This is a genomic window from Agrobacterium genomosp. 2 str. CFBP 5494, from assembly GCF_900013495.1.
Taxonomy (GTDB): Bacteria; Pseudomonadota; Alphaproteobacteria; order Rhizobiales; family Rhizobiaceae; genus Agrobacterium; species Agrobacterium pusense.
The window spans coordinates 1,771,149-1,790,169 of the sequence record NZ_LT009718.1 but is presented as its reverse complement, the minus strand read 5'-3'; the positions used below and the strand labels follow the sequence as shown (position 1 = coordinate 1,790,169).

Genomic DNA, 19,021 nt, shown 5'->3' with positions numbered 1-19,021 from the left:
CTGCTTCCATCGCCCTTGGCGATCCAGACATCTTTGGTGCGATGCTTTAGAACAATTCCAGAAAAAGCGTAAGCCCCTTCCGGTCACGACGCCTTGTCAGCGCCGCACGAGCTTAGCCACGAACAGCAACAGGCTTGCGCCGATGAAGGCGGTAACGAAATAACCGAGCCTGCTATCCTGCACGAAAACATCGAAGGTTCGCAGCACCGCAACAGCAACCACCGAACCGACAATGCCAAGGACAATGTTCATGAAAATGCCGAAACGCATATCCATGAGCTTGCCGGCAAGCCAGCCGGCGAGACCGCCGATGATGATTGCTGCAATCCAGCCTACACTTTCCATTCCCACGCTCCCTGAAATAACAGCCCGCCTTAAGGCTGTATCGAGACATATGGGACACCCGGCATGGTTAGACAATGCCGGGCATCACGCGGCACTTATGCGTTCAGCACACGTCCATAGGCGTCGAGCACGCTTTCCTTCATCGATTCCGAAATGGTCGGATGCGGGAAGATCGTGTGCATCAAATCTTCTTCTGTCGTCTCCAGATTCATGGCGACGACGAATCCCTGGATGAGTTCGGTCACTTCCGCCCCGACCATATGCGCGCCAAGCAGCTCGCCGGTCTTCTTGTCGAAAATGGTCTTGACCATGCCCTGATCTTCACCCAGCGCGACCGCCTTGCCGTTCGCCGCGAAGGAGAAGCGGCCGACGCGGATATCGCGGCCCTGTTCCTTGGCCTTGGCTTCGGTGAGACCGACAGAAGCGACCTGCGGGTTGCAATAGGTGCAGCCGGGAATCTTCAGTTTGTCCATCGGGTGAACATTCGGCAGACCGGCGATCTTTTCGACGCAGATGACAGCCTCGTGCTCCGCCTTGTGGGCCAGCAGCGGCGGACCCGCGACATCGCCGATGGCGTAGATGCCGGGAACGTTGGTCTTGCCGTAGCCGTCGATGACGATAAAGCCGCGATCGGTCTTCACGCCGGCAGCTTCGAGGCCGATGCCTTCGATATTGGCAACGACCCCAACGGCAGAGATCATGCGATCAGCCGTGATCTTTTCGGAAGAACCGTCCTTCTTCTCCAGCGTCGCGGTGACGGAGTTTGCGCCCTTTTCCACCTTGGAAACCTTGGTTTCCAGATGGATCTTCATGCCCTGCTTTTCGAGCTGCTTCTTGGCGAAGGTGGAGATTTCCGCGTCTTCGACAGGCATGACCTGGCTCATGATTTCGACAACGGTCACGTCCACACCCATGGTGCGGTAGAAGCTGGCGAATTCGATGCCAATCGCGCCGGAGCCCATGACGAGCAGCGACTTCGGCATTTCTTCCGGCTTCATCGCTTCGAAATAGGTCCAGATCAGCTTGCCATCCGGCTCGATGCCCGGCAGCGCGCGCGGTCGGGCGCCTGTTGCGACGATGATGTGCTTGGCAGTGTAAGTGCCCTCGCCCAGCGTGTTCTTCGGAACCGGACCCTGCGGCTGCACCACCGGCTTGGTGGACTTGCCGACCACGATTTCGCCCGGCTTGGTGATCTTGGCTTCACCCCAGATGATATCGACCTTGTTCTTCTTGAACAGGAAACCAACGCCATTGTTCATGCGGGCTGCAATGCCGCGCGAGCGCGCCACGATTGCCTTGACGTCAGGCTTGATCGAGCCTTCCAGCGTCAGGCCGTAATCCTTGGCGTGGGTGGCGGTGTGCATGACATCGGCGGTGCGCAGCAGCGCCTTGGTGGGAATGCAGCCCCAGTTGGAGCAGATGCCGGCCAGATGCTCACGCTCCACGACGGCAACCTTCATGCCGAGCTGGGCTGCGCGGATCGCGGCAATGTAACCGCCCGGTCCCGAACCGATGATGATGACGTCATATGATTGAGCCATTGGAAATCCTGCCTTGTCCTATCGGGTCGCGAGCAGCGCCACGACCGGGAATTGTTCTTAAAGTCCGAGCATCATGCGGACGACGGGCTCCAGCCCCCGCCCGATGGCCCGCGTATTTTCAGCATCGAGATGAACGCCATCCACCGGCGTCGTTCGGGCGACGGAACCCGCATCGAAAAAGCCGCAATCAAGCTCGTCGGCAAGGTCCCGGTAAACGGACGCCAGCATCGCCGATTCATCGATCGCATCACGAAAGATCGCGCCCATGAACGGATTGGCCGTCTCACACAGCTGCGGCGGTGCGACGATCAGCACGTCAGGCGCTTCCCAGTCCGGCACCTGCCAGATGTGGTTGCGCGTGAGCTTCACCAGCCGTTCGACACCCTTCATGGCAACGATCGCCGATCCATGGATTGACGGTTTCAGGTCGTTGGTGCCGAGCATTATAATCACCAGATCCAGCGGCGCATGGCTGTGCAACAACGTCGGAAGAATCCGCGCGCCGTTGCGGTCGCAATCGGCGGTGTTGTCGTCATAGGCGGTGGTGCGACCACCCAGACCTTCGTGAATCACATGCACGTCAGGACCGAGCGCCTTCTGCAAGACGCTCGGCCAAAGATCGTCATGGCTGTGCCGGCCACCCGTTTCCGCATTTGATCCCCAGGTGAGGGAATCGCCAAAGCAGAGGACCGACTTCACCATCTTACTCTCCGATCAAACCAGCATGCCCATCGGGTTTTCGATGTAGCGCTTGAAGGCGCCGATCAGTTCGGCTCCGAGCGCGCCATCGACGCAACGGTGGTCGGTGGAGAGCGTGACCGTCATGACGTTGGCGATCTTGATCTCGCCATTCTTGACGACAGCGCGTTCTTCACCCGCGCCGACCGCCAGGATGGTGGCATGCGGCGGGTTGATGACGGCGGAGAAGCTCTTGACGCCCATCATGCCCATGTTGGACACGGCGGTCGTGCCGCCCTGATACTCCTCAGGCTTCAGCTTGCGCTCTTTTGCGCGCTTGCCGTAGTCCTTCATCTCGTTGGAGATGGTGGAGAGCGACTTCTGCTCGGCCTTGCGGATGATCGGCGTTATCAGGCCACCCGGAATGGAAACGGCAACGCCGACGTCCGAATGCTTGTGCTTGACCATGGCGCTTTCCGTCCAGGAGACGTTGGCGTCAGGCACGTCACGAAGCGCCAGCGCCAGCGCCTTGATGACCATATCATTGACCGAAAGCTTGTAGGCCGGCTTGCCGTCCTTTTCAGGGGCAGCGGCGTTGAGCTGGGCGCGCAGCGCCAGAAGCGTATCCAGCTCGCAATCGACCGAAACGTAGAAATGCGGAACGGTCTGCTTGGATTCGACCAGACGCTTGGCAATGACCTTGCGCATGCCGTCATGCGGCACGAGCTCGTAGGAGCCTTCTTCGAACAGCTTGAGAACGGCATCGTCCGACTGGCCCTTGGCGAGAGCCGGAGCCGGTGTGCCTGCGGATGCAGCAGCGGCAGGAGCAGCCTTTGCACCGCCGGAAGCCGCAGCTTTTTCGACGTCGGTCTTGACGATACGGCCATGCGGGCCGGAACCGGAAACGGCCGAAAGGTCGAGACCGGCTTCCTTGGCGAGACGACGTGCCAACGGCGAAGCGAAGATGCGCTCGCCGGACTTTGCAACCGGCGCTGGCGTGGACGAAGCAGCGGGCTGGTCGGCAACCGGCTTTTCAGCCTTCGCCGGGGCAACCTCTTCCTTCGGCGCTTCCGCCTTGACGGCGTCCTGCTTGGGGGCCTCCGTCTTTGCCTCAGCCTTGGCGGGAGCGGCATCGCCGCCCTTTGCCGCCTCGGCCACATCCTCGCCATCGGCGGCGAGGATTGCGATGAGGGCGTTGACCTTTACGGCTTCCGTGCCGGCCGGAACGACAAGCTTGGCGACGGTGCCTTCGTCGACGGCTTCCACTTCCATGGTCGCCTTATCGGTCTCGATCTCGGCGATCACGTCACCGGGTGCGACCTTGTCGCCTTCCTTGACCAGCCACTTGGCCAGATTGCCCTCTTCCATCGTCGGAGAAAGGGCAGGCATGGTGATGTTGATAGGCATCGAAACGCCTCCCCTTACTTGTAGCAGACGGTTTTGACGGCCTGGACGACTTCATCGACATTCGGAAGCGCCAGCTTCTCCAGATTGGCCGCGTAAGGCATCGGAACGTCCTTGCCGGCAATCGTCAGGATCGGCGCGTCGAGATAATCGAAAGCAGCGCGCTGGACCTGGTTGGAGATGAAGTCACCGACCGATGACTGCGGGAAGCCTTCTTCGACAGTGACGAGACGGCCTGTCTTTTTCACCGATTCGATAACGGTCGGCAGGTCCATCGGGCGGATGGTGCGCAGGTCGATCAGTTCGACGTCGATGCCGAGCTTTTCGAGTTCCGCAACAGCCTTCACCGCATAAGTCATGCCGATGCCGAAGGAAACGATGGTTGCGTCCTTGCCCTTGCGATGAATGCGCGCCTTGCCGATCGGCAGCACGAAATCATCGAGTTTCGGCACTTCGAAGCTCTGGCCGTAGAGAATTTCGTTCTCGAGAAAGATGACCGGGTTCGGATCGCGGATGGCGGCCTTCAAAAGACCCTTCGCATCGGCAGCCGTATAGGGCATGACGACCTTGAGGCCCGGAATATGGCTGTACCATGCGGCGTAACATTGCGAGTGCTGGGCCGCAACGCGGGCAGCAGCACCCGAAGGACCACGGAACACCATCGGCGCGCCCATCTGGCCGCCCGACATGTACAGGGTCTTCGCTGCCGAGTTGACGATCTGGTCGATCGCCTGCATGGCGAAGTTGAAGGTCATGAATTCGACGATCGGCTTCAGGCCGGTCATGGCTGCGCCGACGCCGATGCCGGCAAAGCCGTGTTCGGTGATCGGGGTGTCGATGACGCGGCGCTCGCCGAATTCCTGCAGCAGGCCCTGGGTAATCTTATAGGCGCCCTGATATTCGGCGACTTCTTCACCCATGATGAAGACTTTTTCATCGGCGCGCATTTCTTCGGCCATGGCGTCACGCAGCGCTTCACGCACCGTCGTCATCACCATTTCGGTGCCTTCCGGAATGTCCGGGTCAGCGGCAACGTCGATCTTGGGCGCCGCCGGAACCTTCGCGGCTTCCTTGGAGGCGCTCGGCTCTTCGGTCGCTTCGCGGGTTTTGCCGCCAGCGGCATCAGAACCGGAATTGGCAGCTTCGGCCTTCGGCTCTTCCTTCTTGGCAGAGGAAGAGATGTCGTCGGCGCTTTCGCCTTCCTGGATGAGCACGGCGATCGGGGTGTTGACCTTGACGCCTTCGGTGCCTGCATCGATCAGCAGCTTGCCGATGACGCCTTCATCCACGGCTTCCACTTCCATGGTCGCCTTGTCGGTTTCGATTTCCGCGATCACGTCGCCGGAGGTGACCTTGTCGCCTTCCTTTTTAAGCCATTTGGAAAGCGTGCCTTCCTCCATGGTCGGGGAAAGGGCGGGCATAAGAATTTCTACAGGCATGGGTTTCCCTTTCCCGATCAGAGCAGAATGTCGGTGTAGAGCTCGGACGCATCCGGCTCGGGGTCGTTCTGGGCGAAGTCGGCGCTGTCGGCAACGATATCACGGACATCCTTGTCGATGGCCTTGAGTTCGTCTTCGCTGGCCCAGCCCTGCTCCAGAAGGCGTGCTTTCACCTGCTCGATCGGATCGTGTTCCGAACGCATCTTCTGCACTTCGTCCTTGGAACGGTATTTCGCCGGGTCGGACATGGAGTGACCGCGGTAACGGTAGGTCAGCATTTCCAGAATGATCGGACCCTTGCCGGAACGGCAATGTTCAAGCGCCTGATCGGCTGCGGCCTTGACGGCGCGCACATCCATGCCATCCACCTGAATGCCGGGAATGCCGAAGGACTGGCCACGCAGCGAATAGTTCGACTGGGCGGTGGCGCGGGCGGTCGAGGTGCCCATGGCATAACGGTTGTTTTCGACGATATAGATGATCGGCAACTTCCAGAGAGCGGCCATGTTGAAGCTCTCATAGACCTGGCCCTGGTTCGCCGCGCCGTCACCGAAGTAGGTCACGGAGACGTTGTCGTTACCGCGATAGCGGTTGGCGAATGCGAGGCCGGTGCCGAGCGACACCTGGGCACCGACGATGCCGTGACCACCATAAAAATGCTTCTCCTTCGAGAACATGTGCATGGAGCCGCCCTTGCCTTTAGACAGACCGCCCTTGCGGCCGGTCAGTTCGGCCATGACGCCACGGGCGCTCATGCCGCAGGCGAGCATGTGACCATGGTCGCGATAAGCGGTGATGACCTGGTCGCCCTCTTTCTGAGCCATCTGCATGCCAACGACGACAGCTTCCTGGCCGATGTAGAGGTGACAGAAACCACCGATGAAGCCCATGCCATAGAGCTGGCCGGCCTTTTCTTCAAAACGGCGGATCAGAAGCATCTCACGATAGGCGTGAAGCTCTTCTTCCTTCGAGAAGTCGGGGCTGTTCTTGCCGGTGAATTCGGTTGCGGACTTTGCCGTTGTCTTGCGGCCGGATACGGTCGCTGATTTTCGCGGCGCCATTCATCCCTCCCTGAGTTGCCGTTTGAATGGATAGAGTGGCGCGTACCATATGCAAGAAAGCGCCATGCAGCAATGCTTTAAACGCATGGCACATATTCACGCTAAGATGCTGTGAATAAATCAAAAATATTGGATTAACCTAATCTCGGTTAATCAGAAATATGTGTTCATGATGACGATTTCGTCCGTTCGGGACATGTTCAGCTGGTACCGGGAAATCTCGTCGATCATGTCCCGTTCAAGCGAACCGTCACTCAACAGTTCCACCTGACGCTCCAGCGCCACGCGCGCCTGTGTCAGCTTTGCAAGCTCCGCCGTCCGGGTAATACGCTGCCGTTCCAGCCGCTCCGTTGCCTGAAGGCCGAAATCGCCATGGATCGAATGATAACCGAAGTAGGAAAGAAAAGCGATGGTAATGGCTGGAACGATCAGCCGACCGAATCGTCTCTTTTTATGATGCCTGGTCCACATGCCGGAGAGATGCCTCAAAACGCGTAACGTGAGTCTGAGACTAGAGCGGATTGTTTAACTATCCGTTGACCTTAAATTCCAATCGGCAATTGGGCATGAAAAAGCCCGCCGGAGGGCGGGCTGGATTGGCGGGGGACCTGCCCTCCCCACCGTCATCCTCGCCCTTGAGGCGAGGATCCAAAAACGTACCGTGGTGGATCCTCGGGTCAAGCCCGAGGATGACATCTCATATGTAGATGCGTTTTTCACCACCTCTGCCCGCAAGACAGCGGGCCCAGAAACCCGAACGCAAATTAACCGCGCAGGATTGAACGGCCGGCGTAAGCAGCCTGAGGGCCGAGCATTTCTTCGATACGGATCAGCTGGTTGTACTTTGCGAGCCGGTCGGAACGGGCAAGCGAGCCGGTCTTGATCTGACCGCAGTTCGTGGCAACTGCGAGATCGGCGATGGTCGAATCTTCGGTCTCGCCCGAACGGTGCGACATGACGGCGGTGTAGCCGGCCTTATGCGCGGTTTCGACCGCGTCCAGCGTCTCGGAAAGCGAACCGATCTGGTTGACCTTGACGAGGATGGAGTTGGCGACGCCCATCTTGATGCCGTCGCGAAGACGCGCGGAGTTGGTGACGAAGAGATCGTCGCCGACCAGCTGGCACTTATTGCCGATGAGATCGGTCAATGTCTTCCAGCCGTCCCAGTCGTCTTCAGCCATCCCGTCTTCGATGGAAATGATCGGGTACTTGGCAACGAGGTCAGCAAGGTATTCAGCCATGGCGCCCGATTCCAGCGTGCGGCCTTCGCCCTCGAGAACGTATTTGCCGTTCTTGAAGAATTCCGTCGATGCACAGTCGAGGCCGACATACATGTCTTCGCCCGGACGGTAACCGGCCTTTTCGATCGACTTCATGATGAAATCGAGCGCGGCAGGCGCGCTTTCGAGGCCGGGGGCGAAACCGCCTTCATCGCCGACATTGGTGTTGTGGCCCTGCGCGGAGAGCTCTTTCTTCAGCGTGTGGAACACTTCCGAACCCATGCGCACTGCTTCGCGGATGTTTTCTGCGCCAACCGGCAGGATCATGAATTCCTGGAAGTCGATCGGGTTGTCGGCGTGGGCGCCGCCGTTGATGATGTTCATCATCGGAACCGGCAGCAGATGCGCGTTCGGGCCGCCGACATAACGGTAGAGCGGCAGGCCGGAGGCTTCGGCAGCAGCCTTGGCGATGGCGAGCGACACGCCGAGAATGGCGTTGGCGCCGATGCGCGACTTGTTCGGCGTGCCGTCCAGCGCGATCATCATCTGGTCGATCTGGATCTGGTTTTCAGCATCGAAGCCGCCGATGGCGTCGAAGATTTCGGTGTTGACGGCTTCAACGGCCTTTTCCACGCCCTTGCCGAGATAACGCTTGCCGCCATCACGCAGCTCAACCGCCTCATGCGCGCCGGTGGAGGCGCCCGAAGGAACGGCGGCACGGCCCATGGAGCCGTCTTCGAGGTACACATCGACTTCAACGGTCGGGTTGCCGCGGCTGTCGAGGATTTCGCGCGCGATGATATCGGTAATGGCAGTCATGGTCTCTCCCTTGGGAATGGAACAGATATTTTCCGTCGCCTGTCTTAGACGATGGCGAAGAAATTACAATGACGGCAGGCCGTAGAAAGGGAACCACCGCCATTTAAAATCGATTGGCACGCGCCGCGCCCGCCGCTCAGGCTTTCGCGATGGCGTCGAAGGCCAGCAGCTTTTCGAGCAGTTTCGGCATATCCTTCAGGTGAACCATGTTCGGGCCGTCAGAAGGCGCATTGTCCGGGTCCTCATGGGTCTCGATGAAGAGGCCTGCGACACCAACGGCGACAGCTGCGCGAGACAGCGTCTCGACAAATTCCCGCTGACCGCCGGTGGAACCGCCCTGCCCGCCCGGCTGCTGCACCGAGTGGGTGGCGTCGAAGACAACAGGTGCGCCGAGGGATGCCATGATCGGTAGAGAACGCATGTCGGAGATCAGCGTATTGTAGCCGAAGGACGCGCCGCGTTCGCACAGCAACACATTGGGGTTGCCGCTTTCATTCAGTTTGGCGAGCACGTTCTTCATGTCCCATGGCGCCAGGAACTGGCCTTTCTTGACATTGATGACACGGCCGGTTTTTGCGGCGGCAACGAGAAGGTCGGTCTGACGGCTGAGGAAGGCCGGGATCTGCAGCACATCCACCACTTCGGAAACGATGGCGCACTGTTCTTCGGTGTGAATGTCTGTCAGGACCGGAAAGCCGAATTCCTTCTTGAGATCGGCAAATATCTGCATGGCACTGTCCAGACCGATGCCACGCTTGCCGGAAAGCGAGGTGCGGTTCGCCTTGTCGAAGGATGACTTGTAAACGAGGCCGATTCCGAGCCCGTCACAAAGCTCCTTCAAGACGCCCGCAATCATGAAGGCGTGCTCCCGGCTTTCCATCTGGCAGGGGCCGGCGATCAGTGAAAAACGCTCGCTATTGCAAAAGGAAACCTTGCTGGCGCCCTGGCCGGCGGTGACTTTGAGATTGTTCGTGACGCTCATCTTTTTTCCTCGAAGGCGAAATCGACGCCCTGTCCGGGTGCTGGGGGCACCACCAGACGGCCGCCCGCTTCTGCGCTGGACACGCCATTAGCAGCAAGTACCGTCGCTGTCACGGCAAGATCGTCAACGGAAAAGACGACGCCCATGCCGCGCAGGCCCTCACCGCTTTTTCCCGTAGCCTTCGGGTCGACGCCAGAAAGGGCGGGTCTTTCACTCAGCCTCACCCTTGCATTGCCGGTTTCGAAAACGACATCACCATCCGGAGACACGACGCCGTTGCAGCCGAAAACCGTTTCTATCAAGTGGGTGTCACTCCGCGTACCGGAACACAGCACGATCTCGCGAAGGCCCAGAACTCCGTTCTGGTGACGTTCCAGTGCAGCACGCTCCCCCGGCAGTGCCTGCAGGCGTTGACAACTGAAGAGGAAGAAATCCGCAGCCGATCCGCTTGCCGCGAAAGCAAGCCGGAACGCCGCCTCGCCTGACGATCCGTCCGGCATTTGCATGGGCCGCGAAAATTCGAAGACCTCGCCAGCCGATACGCCGGACGCCACGAATCTCCGGTGATCAGCACGAGCGTCAGCGGTGGAGGCCACAAGGGCAGAAAAACCTTCCTGTCCGTACGATCGCCGAAATGCCTGGTCCCTGCCGGTAAAAACATCGCCTCTCTCGACCGACGCGATATAGCTAACCCGGTCAGCAACTGTCAGAGGCTCCAGATAGGTGCCATCCCTGAAGAACACACAGGCATTCTCCGTGCCGAAAGGATGGAGAGCCTGTGGCGCGACCGTAAAGCCAAGGACCTTGAGCCGCGCGGCCGCTACCGCAAGGTCCCGAACGGGCAGAACGAGATGATCGATGCGATGCCTGTCAGCCATAAATCTTGCCTTTTTGACGCGCCCGGCGCAGATGCCGGGTATTGAAGCTGACAAAAGCACGAAGAGCGCCGGGAATGCAAATGACGGGCCTGCGCGTCTATGCCGGTATCGGCAGTGGGCTGAGGTTGCCGGGTTTCACCAGTCCTCCGGCTTCATCTGAATGCGGACGGTTTACCAATTTTCATCCGCCTGCGGATTGTTGGCGAGATCGGCCGCGACCGTTTTTGGATGGCCAGTGACTTCAGGTGTGTAGCGCTGGTTAAGGGGGGAAAACGCAAGGTCGGCTGTTGGCCACTGTGCATCTGACCGATATCAGGCGTTTGTATTTTCGCGCGCCACCACACTTCACTATATTTACGACTTCAGCGGCAACATCATCGCGGAATATGACGGCAACGGCGCGCTGGGACGGGAGTGTATCTGGCTTGACGAGAGACCTTTGGCAGTGATTGCAGATGCCGGTACGGAAGCAGCTACAATCTACCAGGTTCATACCGATCATCTCGAACGTCCCATCATGATGACCGACAGCGCAAGAAATGTAGTCTGGCGCGCGACCTACCTGCCTTATGGGGAGGCATACACAATCCTGGGATCGACCACGCTCGACCAACGCTTTCCGGGGCAATGGTTTCAACTGGAATCCGGTTTGCACTACAATTGGCATCGCCACTACGATCCGACGACAGGCCGGTATCTCCAGGCCGATCCTCTTGGGATGCCCGATGGACCAAATAGGTGGACCTATGTAACTAATTCACTTTAGATGGGCGTAGATCCGGACGGGCGCTAAAAAAAATCGAAACGGGGGACCGATCCTATATTGCCCCGGTGTCTATGGCTATGAATGTGGAGCACGAGATCGTCCTCCGGATATAAATCCAGAATATCCGAATGCCTGCTATCAATGCCTCTGCCGAATCGTAGAATGGCCACCTTCCGGATTAGCACCAACAATTCCTAATTGATTGAAATTAAAATGAAAGAGATCATTGGTCATGAATTGAGACTAATGCGAGAGGGAAAAAAACCCCTCTCAATGTTCTACTATATTGAGTCGGTAGGCGATAAGGACCTAATCCCCGTCGATAACTTCCAGCCATACGTTGATGAGGGATCGATCCTAATGGAAGAATTTACACTTCTAAATCCCGAGCACCCTCGCTTTAGCGTGACTTACATTTTCTACAGTCTTCCCGACGAAGCTTGGCGCATTCCTGCTTTAAAGACAGCCTTGGTTGCCCAACAGGACAATATTCAACGCCCTGATGAGGGTATTGATCGAATTATAGGATTACTACTTGGATACTCTAAAGAAGAAATTGACCAATGGGTAAGAAAAGGACTGGACTCTGCAACGTCATCGAACCACAATCTTTAAAAAAATTCGGCTCAACCAGCTATTTCCGGGTAATATTTCCAAATAGAATCTGATTGCACTATAATTGGCATCGCCGCTACGATCCAAGGACAGGCCGCTATCTCCGGGCCGATCCTCTTGGGATGCCCGATGGGCCAAATAGATGGGCTTATGTTAAAGACAATCCTTTGATGTATACTGATCCGATGGGATTAGGTGCAGCGAGTAAAGGGCCTGTTTCGCCATGGCGTGGCCAGCCCGAACAATCGCCTCAACTATGCGCTTCGCTACCGGGCTGGGAAGACTGCCATCAGAAATGCCTAGCGGAAACACAAGGGAGTATACCCATCTTATGAGCGACCAGGACTTTACAGGAGATGTGTTCGCCAATGTTTGGGAATCGTTGGTGAAAACTACTAAATATCATAAAAAAATGAGAATTTGATGGAAAAAGACACAGCAAAAAAGATAATAGAATTAGCAGTGTCTATTGATCATATCTTGGGTGACATGTTTTTATGTGTAAATCAAATACACGATGAAGATACAAAAAATGAATTTGATAAATCAGTCGGCGATCTTATGGGATATATTTCTAGAGATTTGATATTACCACTAGTAAATAGATATCCGGATTTGAATCCGGATATCTAATCAATCGGACCTAACAGCATCTTAGTCGCGGACTTCTGCAACTTGAGCAGCTGAGCTTGGTGCTTTGACGCGTAGAATGTCAACATTTTCTAGCGTTGAGCAAGGCAGTGTATAAAGATGGTGTCGCATCGATGATGCCAATCGCAATGTGAATACTGTTCATCCGAAATCTGACGACACAGCTGATATTATAGGACTTGCCTGGTGGGTGTCCTATTCACCCTTTGGGCCCAGGCGAGGTCCGCTGCATGGAATGGGACAACGGATTGGCGCTCATATGATGATGATAAACAGATATGCTGGCAAGATCGTCTACGCTATCGGTATGGCTGTATCGACGCGATTCGCTTGCAGCACCTGCGCCATCAACGGCAGCTTCGGCCGCAACATGTTCGCCGTCATACAGGGCTCCTGAACGATGTTTCCGTTCCGCTGGCATCCTGTCGTCGTTCCCATACCCGACGACCCAGCGCATCGTAGCCATAGCTCACCGTCAACTCAGCTGTCGCCCCGGTTGAGGCCGAGGCCTGTCGACTTACCAGAACAAGCTCGTCGTAAGCGGAATAGCCATAACGCCAGGTCAATCCGCTCGCCCTGACGGTTTTGCGGATCAGGTTGCCGTTGACGTCATATTCGAACTCGTGCCGCAAACAAGTCAAACAACACCAGACAAACTTTCGACTATTTTAGAATAGTATTTCAATTCTTTTTTATGCGAGAGAAAATATCCGAAATGATTGTCAAGGGGGAACCGATGTCCAGGGTGAAAGTCGACGAATAATGTCCGCAAATCGATCCATCGTTCAAACAACAGAATTGTGCCAGCGTCTTTTCGCATGAATATCTCATTGAATATTTCCATTGCATGCACAAGAAGTAGTGGATCGCGCCGCCCACGTAAAAATTCCATCAAGTTCGTCAATTTCGACATTTCATATTCTGCTGCCGACGGAAACGTATCTTTAAGCTGAGAGAACACCATTAGAAAATCCTCTGAGCTGCAAATTCTCTCATGGACCAAAATCTTATCGATTTCGCGAGAAATATAAATCTCTAGTTTTTCCATTTTTTCGTTCATATTCGAAATGTCCAATACTGGCATGAGCGCTTCCTACCTTCGACCGAAACAGCCCCGGCCAAATATATCCATTTCGACGGCAGAATTGCTCACAGTATATGCACCTGCTTTGCCCCCATACACTCCCTTTTTGATCCACTAGCGATGTCATCATCGCATTGTTTCATCTGGGCGGCACACGGATAATCCCACGACTGGGGACGATCAGGTGATTTATCATACGGCGGATCATTTGGCGGGATCGATCGCGTTAAAACACAACAATTCTTACCCCAACAATCTGCGTATCCCGTTGCATCGCTGTATTCAGTGCATCAGCAAGGAATAAAGGTACATACTATCGTTGCGCCAATCGTGCTCCCCCATCAGTCCGGCTGGGACAGCATATTTTCCTGCCGCCGCCATTCCACGATGACTTTGCGGATAGACGTTACGGACGTTTCGACACGCATGGAAAGAAGTTAGGCCGGTTGCCTCCCCAGCACTGGTTTTTCCTTTAGATTTCAGATCAGCCTTCGGTCACAATGGAAATTAGCCGCAGACTGGCCCATCACACACTTCAATATCTTATTGATTGACATACAAAATGCTCAACTTCTCCCGCTACCCGTATCAGAGCAAGGTCAGATTTTTCCCACTCAAATACCGGCAACTAGCCTTCATCCAACAAGTATTGAAGCTCGTTTATTTGTGATGGCAACCCTTTGAATAATAAGTTTCTCTGTCGACAAAACGAACTCCCAGTGCGATGGGTATTTTTTTCACCTTTCGCCGACCCCCTGCCCGGCACCCGATGTATAGCTTGCATGGGATGTTGCCGTGGCTAAGATTCTAACTATTATTTATTTTTCATCTTTATGTTTTAGTCGTCGATATATGGCGCCTCATGCCATACACCATCACCCTGCCGCTCGTACCGGTATCCAGCTCTAATTTTACCGACCGCCCGAACCGTAGGGGCAAAAATCAGTAGAGACTCGATACTAACGCCGCGAAATGATTGCTCATCATGGTCAATTTCACCACATAGATAACAAATATCACCACCCATGGTGAAGGTAATTAATTTAACCTCCCTTTGATTTTCCATAACGTGGTCGCAGCAAAATACTAGTCGATCCGGTTTCACATTGTCCTCACGAAGCCCTTTCCACCCTTCCCACGATTGCAGGCGCGGCATGATCCGGCGATATTGCCTGGCTCGTTGCCACCTCCAGCGTGATACGGATTCATATGATCGAGTTCCAGCGAGCAAACATAGCCAGATTTTTCAACCACAGAAGTTCCGCAATACTCACATCTCATGACTCCATCACGACCGGTAATTCGTTTGCGCGTTAAATCTCGAACCTTCGTCGGGATATATCTGCCATTATGCACCCATGCCTGAGCATCCCCAACGAAGTAGTTATTCGTGATTTCCCCTGCTCTGGACTCAACCTCGAGATTGTAGACGCGAGCGGTGCGATTTCCGCGGACAATTTCAGCAACCGTCAGCGAGCCGTTGTCATTGGCCGCTTTGAGCGTTTCACCACCCTTGACCACCGCGGTTTTTACCATTGAAGCAGACGTCGAGACAGAATCACCCTGCTTCAGGGCACCAGCCTTCACCCATTCCCCAAACGGCGTCTTGCCGCTGGATGGGAACAGACGGGCCGGCACGACCGTGGCCGCCGGAGCATCGCCATCCAGCGCAGCGACCAGCGTCTCGACCTTACCGTCCCAGCCCTGCGTATGGAACGGATGCTCCGGCGTCGTTTCGATGACCTCGCAACTACCCGCTGCGTCTTCCAGTGTCAGCGAAAGCGTTCCCGGCGCCTGACGGTTAAAGGTCGAAACAACCTTGCGGTAAACCTCCCCACCTGTCTTTTCATCGACCGATGCTACCAGATCGCCAACCCGAACGGCCTCGATCGGCCTGTAGCCTTCCTTGGTCAGAACCTTCGTTCCTTCAACGAACGAGTTCATGAAGCCTAGATTTGCCGGTGTGCCGCCGCTCGTTATGAACATGCTTGCGGCATCCTGGAGCTTGTAGCTCTTGGGAGCCTTCTTCGCCTTAACCTTTTGCACCGCACTCCAGCGCCCATAATCCTGCCTCCACGGTATACATGGCGACATTCTCGACGGTGAAACCATCCTGTTGCGCGGTGTTAATCGCATCCAGCACCCCGGCGATACCGAAGAAGATACAGCTCACACGGTTGCCGACCAGCGCCATCGACGTCATCGACCGAGTTGCGATGCTCGCGGTCGCACCATACTCGGCCGAGGCACTCATTCCACTCGGATCGGTCCAGTTGGCGGGCGAGTTCCAGACATAGCGATAGACGTTAAGGTCACCGGCTTCGAACCAGATCGGATCTTCCTGAAGGAAGCGCCCGGGCCAGCACGATCGGGTCGCCGAAGCATTGATATCGGGCTCGGCGATCAGCGCGTCATAATTCGGCCGCGCTGAAATAAAGTATCAACTCATCATCCATTACATTCACATAATATGAATTAATATTGCGATATAAATATTCTTCAAATGAAATCGAGACTTCATCAAATACCTCATGGATTCCAATAAACAGTGTCGAAGAATTTTCTCTCATAAAATCAACGTTTTTAAATGTAACACCTTTGTGAAAAAATTCGACACCGTCATTGTTCATATCGAAGCCACCTAAGGAACCAGCGATGTTCGGTGTTTCAGCGCCGATCTTCCAGTTGGAGACCATTATATATTCATTCTTGGATGTTAATTTCTCAAAGAAAAACTCTCTTATCGAATCGTAAACGGAGTTCGACACCGGATAAATTTGCGGATACGAATATTCCGTAAGTTCCAAATTTGCCATCTTATCGTTCATGAAGGCAACACAATCAAACGATCGAAGACGAGTTACACTTACAACTGCGTCATAAACGATCCCCCAACCCTCTAGATACGATAGCGCGGCGTCTACTTCATTACGGGACAGTGATCGAAGGACATCTTGAGATGGTTGCTGTGTATCTCTCTGACTGTTCATTAATCACCGCTTTTTTTGGCAACCATTTATCGCCATAATTTTCCCAATGCGCCCCGTCAGGGTCAACCTAGCCAATATGGCGTCCTTTCCCTATAGGGTGATCTCTATGGTCGCGCCAATACTCGCCAGCTTCAGACCGATCACGCAGCCCAAGCCTTTATTTTGAAGTGTTACCTCCTTCCCAACCTGCTGGAGAACGTATCGGGTGCCGCTCCAACGGCGAACCCATACCGCAACCTGAACCGAGCGATTGATCGTAAGCCCTTGCTGCACCCCAATGGCGATCGCCCCAAGACCGACGCGCTCGCTTGCTGCACTCATGCCAGACAGATCGGTCCAATTGGCGGGCGAGTTCCAGACATAGCGATAGACGTTGAGGTCACCGGCTTCGAACCAGATCGGATCTTCCTGAAGGAAGCGCCCGGTCGAGGGATCGTAGGCGCGTGAACGATAGTGGGATAGGCCCGTCTCGGGCTCGCACTCCCGCCCGGCGAGACCGACAAGAAAAGCTTGGGTTGCTATCGGTGTTCCAATAAGGTTCCTAATCACGACATCGCAGAGCATTCAATCGTAAGACGGGGCTCAATATATTCTGAGTAATCGGCTACTTAGCTGCTGCGCGAGAACGACGCATTATGGAGGTTTGCCAATACAGCGACTGGCGACGCCTAATTTTCGGAAAAAAGCCAATAAAAACAATGAAATCTTATGATTTTCATTCCAGCTTACCTACCGGGGTTCTTAGCGTGCCATTCCCGTTTTGTTTTCTCGCCCCAAGTTCACGAAATTTTAGGGGATTGCGGAACACATATGGAACATATAGTGTTCGTTCTGTATTTGTTTCGCGACTTCAACGACGATTCTCAAGGGTGTTTTCCTCATGCTCACGCGCAAACAGCAGGAATTGCTTCTCTTCATTCATGAAAGAATGAAAGAGTCCGGCGTGCCGCCCTCCTTCGATGAAATGAAGGACGCACTCGATCTTGCCTCCAAATCCGGCATCCACCGGCTGATCACTGCCCTGGAAGAGCGCGGGTTCATTCGCCGGCTACCTAACAGGGCGCGAGCGCTTGAAGTGATCAAGCTGCCGGAGGCCTATGTGCCCGGCGCGAGGCCGCAACGGGGCTTCTCGCCGAGCGTTATTGAAGGCAGCCTCGGCAAGCCCAAGATGCCCGAGCCCGCCCCTGCCCCTGCCCCAAAGGCGCCCGCGAACGACATAGCAGGCGCGGCAACCGTGCCCGTCATGGGCCGGATCGCTGCCGGTGTACCGATCTCAGCCATTCAGAACAATACGCATGACGTGGCGGTTCCGGTGGACATGCTTGGCTCGGGCGAACATTACGCGCTCGAGGTCAAGGGCGATTCGATGATCGAGGCCGGCATCTTCGATGGTGATACCGTCATCATTCGCAACGGTAACACCGCCAATCCCGGCGATATCATCGTGGCGCTGGTGGATGACGAGGAAGCGACGCTGAAGCGCTTCCGTCGCAAAGGCGCTTCGATCGCACTTGAAGCAGCAAACCCTGCCTATGAGACCCGCATTTTCGGACCTGATCGGGTGAAAATCCAGGGCAAGCTGGTAGGGCTGATCCGCCGGTATCATTGATGCTGCTGCCGGTCCGGATAAGGCCGGAGCGGTCGATGAGCGATAAATCAGGCCTTCAAGATGAACGGCGCGTCATTCCACTCGAGTGATGCGCCTTTTCTTTTTAATGGCGGCGAAGGCGGCTTTGCCAGAGGACGTCGGCAGGGATGGCGCCCCACCCATCAATTGGCGTTATGGGAGTGATGGATTCTTTGCGATATTCCGGGCCGGGCCGCTGGTATAAAAACCCGCTTCACAGTCAGGAGACCCGCAATGTACGATCTTTATATCGCCAACAAGAATTACTCCTCCTGGTCGCTTAGGCCATGGGTCCTGATGCGCACGCTCGGTATCGCCTTCGAGGAGAAACTCGTCCCGTTTGGTGAAGGCGTGTCATTCTCCACCTTTTCCCCAACTGGCAAGGTGCCTTGCCTTGTCGATGATGGGGTGACGATTTGGGAGTCACTCTCGATCGCCGAATATCTTGCCGAACGTCATCAAGGGGTATGGGCAAGCGACAAGCATGCGAGAGCATGGTCGCGGTCGGCAGCAAGCGAAATGCATGCGGGATTTTCGTCCCTTCGCAATCTCTACCCCATGTCCGTTGGCGTTCGTGTCAGACCGAACGTCAGCGATGCTGGGCTTGCGGCGGATATAAAGCGTGTCGATGCGTTGTGGAGCGAGGGCCTGTCGAATTTCGGCGGTGCCTTTCTCGCCGGTCAGAAGTTCACGGCGGTGGATGCCTTCTACTGCCCTGTGGCATTCCGTTTCCAGACGTATGGCGCAGACCTTTCTCCTGCGGCAAAAGCCTATTGTGAGCGACTGCTCGCTCTGCCTTCCATGCGCGAATGGTATGAGGCGGGACTGAAGGCGACCTGGCGTGACGCGGCACATGAAGAGGAGATCGCCGGAATCGGCGAATTGACGACGGATCTACGCGCGAAGGCGTGACGATCCTTG

At 55.6% G+C, this 19,021-nt stretch carries 21 protein-coding genes and 1 pseudogene; 6 read left to right on the top strand and 16 right to left on the bottom strand.

Annotated features, from left to right (window positions below; all coding sequences use genetic code 11):
• Positions 1-96: 96 nt before the first annotated feature.
• The 10 genes from AGR2A_RS08795 to AGR2A_RS08750 all read right to left on the bottom strand — a co-directional run bounded on the left by AGR2A_RS08795 (position 97) and on the right by AGR2A_RS08750 (position 10,367).
• Entirely contained in the window at positions 97-345 is a 249-nt protein-coding gene (locus AGR2A_RS08795; protein WP_004441618.1) for a GlsB/YeaQ/YmgE family stress response membrane protein, read from the bottom strand.
• 95 nt (positions 346-440) lie between these two features.
• Entirely contained in the window at positions 441-1,886 is a 1,446-nt protein-coding gene (lpdA, locus tag AGR2A_RS08790; protein ID WP_022556103.1) for a dihydrolipoyl dehydrogenase, read from the bottom strand.
• 57 nt (positions 1,887-1,943) lie between these two features.
• Entirely contained in the window at positions 1,944-2,588 is a 645-nt protein-coding gene (locus AGR2A_RS08785) for an SGNH/GDSL hydrolase family protein (RefSeq protein ID WP_072494353.1), read from the bottom strand.
• A gap of 12 nt (positions 2,589-2,600) precedes the next feature.
• Complete coding sequence (locus tag AGR2A_RS08780) at positions 2,601-3,971, bottom strand: pyruvate dehydrogenase complex dihydrolipoamide acetyltransferase (protein ID WP_072494352.1); 1,371 nt, start codon at positions 3,969-3,971, stop codon at positions 2,601-2,603.
• A gap of 14 nt (positions 3,972-3,985) precedes the next feature.
• The gene (locus tag AGR2A_RS08775) at positions 3,986-5,407 is read right to left on the bottom strand and encodes a pyruvate dehydrogenase complex E1 component subunit beta (protein ID WP_035208868.1); all 1,422 of its coding nucleotides are present in this window, start codon (positions 5,405-5,407) and stop codon (positions 3,986-3,988) included.
• 17 nt (positions 5,408-5,424) lie between these two features.
• Complete coding sequence (pdhA, locus tag AGR2A_RS08770) at positions 5,425-6,468, bottom strand: pyruvate dehydrogenase (acetyl-transferring) E1 component subunit alpha (RefSeq protein WP_004441604.1); 1,044 nt, start codon at positions 6,466-6,468, stop codon at positions 5,425-5,427.
• A gap of 153 nt (positions 6,469-6,621) precedes the next feature.
• Positions 6,622-6,939: an FtsB family cell division protein gene (locus tag AGR2A_RS08765; protein ID WP_004441601.1), complete on the bottom strand. Its 318-nt coding sequence runs from the start codon at positions 6,937-6,939 to the stop codon at positions 6,622-6,624.
• A gap of 293 nt (positions 6,940-7,232) precedes the next feature.
• Entirely contained in the window at positions 7,233-8,507 is a 1,275-nt protein-coding gene (eno, locus tag AGR2A_RS08760) for a phosphopyruvate hydratase (RefSeq protein WP_022556098.1), read from the bottom strand.
• A 136-nt stretch (positions 8,508-8,643) separates the two neighbouring features.
• A complete protein-coding gene (kdsA, locus tag AGR2A_RS08755; protein ID WP_037089144.1) occupies positions 8,644-9,489 on the bottom strand; it encodes a 3-deoxy-8-phosphooctulonate synthase in 846 nt (281 codons plus the stop codon).
• Positions 9,486-10,367, bottom strand: coding sequence for a VOC family protein (locus AGR2A_RS08750; protein WP_072494351.1), 882 nt, complete (start codon positions 10,365-10,367; stop codon positions 9,486-9,488). Before AGR2A_RS08750 ends, kdsA begins: the two co-directional genes overlap by 4 nt.
• 445 nt (positions 10,368-10,812) lie before the next feature.
• Between AGR2A_RS08750 and AGR2A_RS08745 the strand changes: the two genes are divergently transcribed.
• From AGR2A_RS08745 to AGR2A_RS28930, 4 genes are all read left to right on the top strand, one after another.
• Positions 10,813-11,133 carry an RHS repeat-associated core domain-containing protein gene (locus tag AGR2A_RS08745; protein ID WP_234797412.1) on the top strand — a complete coding sequence of 107 codons (321 nt, stop codon included), beginning with the start codon at positions 10,813-10,815 and terminating at the stop codon, positions 11,131-11,133.
• A gap of 213 nt (positions 11,134-11,346) precedes the next feature.
• On the top strand, positions 11,347-11,748 hold the full coding sequence (locus AGR2A_RS08740; protein WP_045534810.1) for a hypothetical protein: 402 nt from the start codon (positions 11,347-11,349) through the stop codon (positions 11,746-11,748).
• 53 nt (positions 11,749-11,801) lie between these two features.
• Positions 11,802-12,083 carry an RHS repeat-associated core domain-containing protein gene (locus tag AGR2A_RS30320; protein ID WP_072494349.1) on the top strand — a complete coding sequence of 94 codons (282 nt, stop codon included), beginning with the start codon at positions 11,802-11,804 and terminating at the stop codon, positions 12,081-12,083.
• An 88-nt stretch (positions 12,084-12,171) separates the two neighbouring features.
• Entirely contained in the window at positions 12,172-12,381 is a 210-nt protein-coding gene (locus AGR2A_RS28930; protein ID WP_139786353.1) for a hypothetical protein, read from the top strand.
• A 655-nt stretch (positions 12,382-13,036) separates the two neighbouring features.
• Here the strand turns inward: AGR2A_RS28930 and AGR2A_RS08730 are convergent.
• The 6 genes and pseudogenes from AGR2A_RS08730 to AGR2A_RS08705 all read right to left on the bottom strand — a co-directional run bounded on the left by AGR2A_RS08730 (position 13,037) and on the right by AGR2A_RS08705 (position 17,037).
• The gene (locus tag AGR2A_RS08730) at positions 13,037-13,483 is read right to left on the bottom strand and encodes a hypothetical protein (RefSeq protein WP_045535667.1); all 447 of its coding nucleotides are present in this window, start codon (positions 13,481-13,483) and stop codon (positions 13,037-13,039) included.
• Positions 13,484-14,584: 1,101 nt separating this feature from the next.
• Positions 14,585-15,469 carry a polymorphic toxin-type HINT domain-containing protein gene (locus AGR2A_RS08720; protein ID WP_187306688.1) on the bottom strand — a complete coding sequence of 295 codons (885 nt, stop codon included), beginning with the start codon at positions 15,467-15,469 and terminating at the stop codon, positions 14,585-14,587.
• 46 nt (positions 15,470-15,515) lie between these two features.
• Positions 15,516-15,677 carry a hypothetical protein gene (locus AGR2A_RS30035; protein WP_234797389.1) on the bottom strand — a complete coding sequence of 54 codons (162 nt, stop codon included), beginning with the start codon at positions 15,675-15,677 and terminating at the stop codon, positions 15,516-15,518.
• 69 nt (positions 15,678-15,746) lie between these two features.
• A pseudogene (locus AGR2A_RS30310) lies at positions 15,747-15,872 on the bottom strand (RHS repeat-associated core domain-containing protein); the annotation flags it as partial.
• Between the two features lie 22 nt (positions 15,873-15,894).
• The gene (locus AGR2A_RS08710; protein WP_139786352.1) at positions 15,895-16,473 is read right to left on the bottom strand and encodes a hypothetical protein; all 579 of its coding nucleotides are present in this window, start codon (positions 16,471-16,473) and stop codon (positions 15,895-15,897) included.
• Positions 16,474-16,563: 90 nt separating this feature from the next.
• Entirely contained in the window at positions 16,564-17,037 is a 474-nt protein-coding gene (locus AGR2A_RS08705; protein ID WP_072494343.1) for an RHS repeat-associated core domain-containing protein, read from the bottom strand.
• Between the two features lie 316 nt (positions 17,038-17,353).
• Between AGR2A_RS08705 and lexA the strand changes: the two genes are divergently transcribed.
• Both lexA and AGR2A_RS08695 read left to right on the top strand, forming a co-directional pair.
• On the top strand, positions 17,354-18,082 hold the full coding sequence (lexA, locus tag AGR2A_RS08700) for a transcriptional repressor LexA (RefSeq protein ID WP_072494342.1): 729 nt from the start codon (positions 17,354-17,356) through the stop codon (positions 18,080-18,082).
• A gap of 252 nt (positions 18,083-18,334) precedes the next feature.
• Complete coding sequence (locus AGR2A_RS08695; protein ID WP_072494341.1) at positions 18,335-19,012, top strand: glutathione S-transferase family protein; 678 nt, start codon at positions 18,335-18,337, stop codon at positions 19,010-19,012.
• The last annotated feature ends 9 nt before the right edge of the window (positions 19,013-19,021 follow it).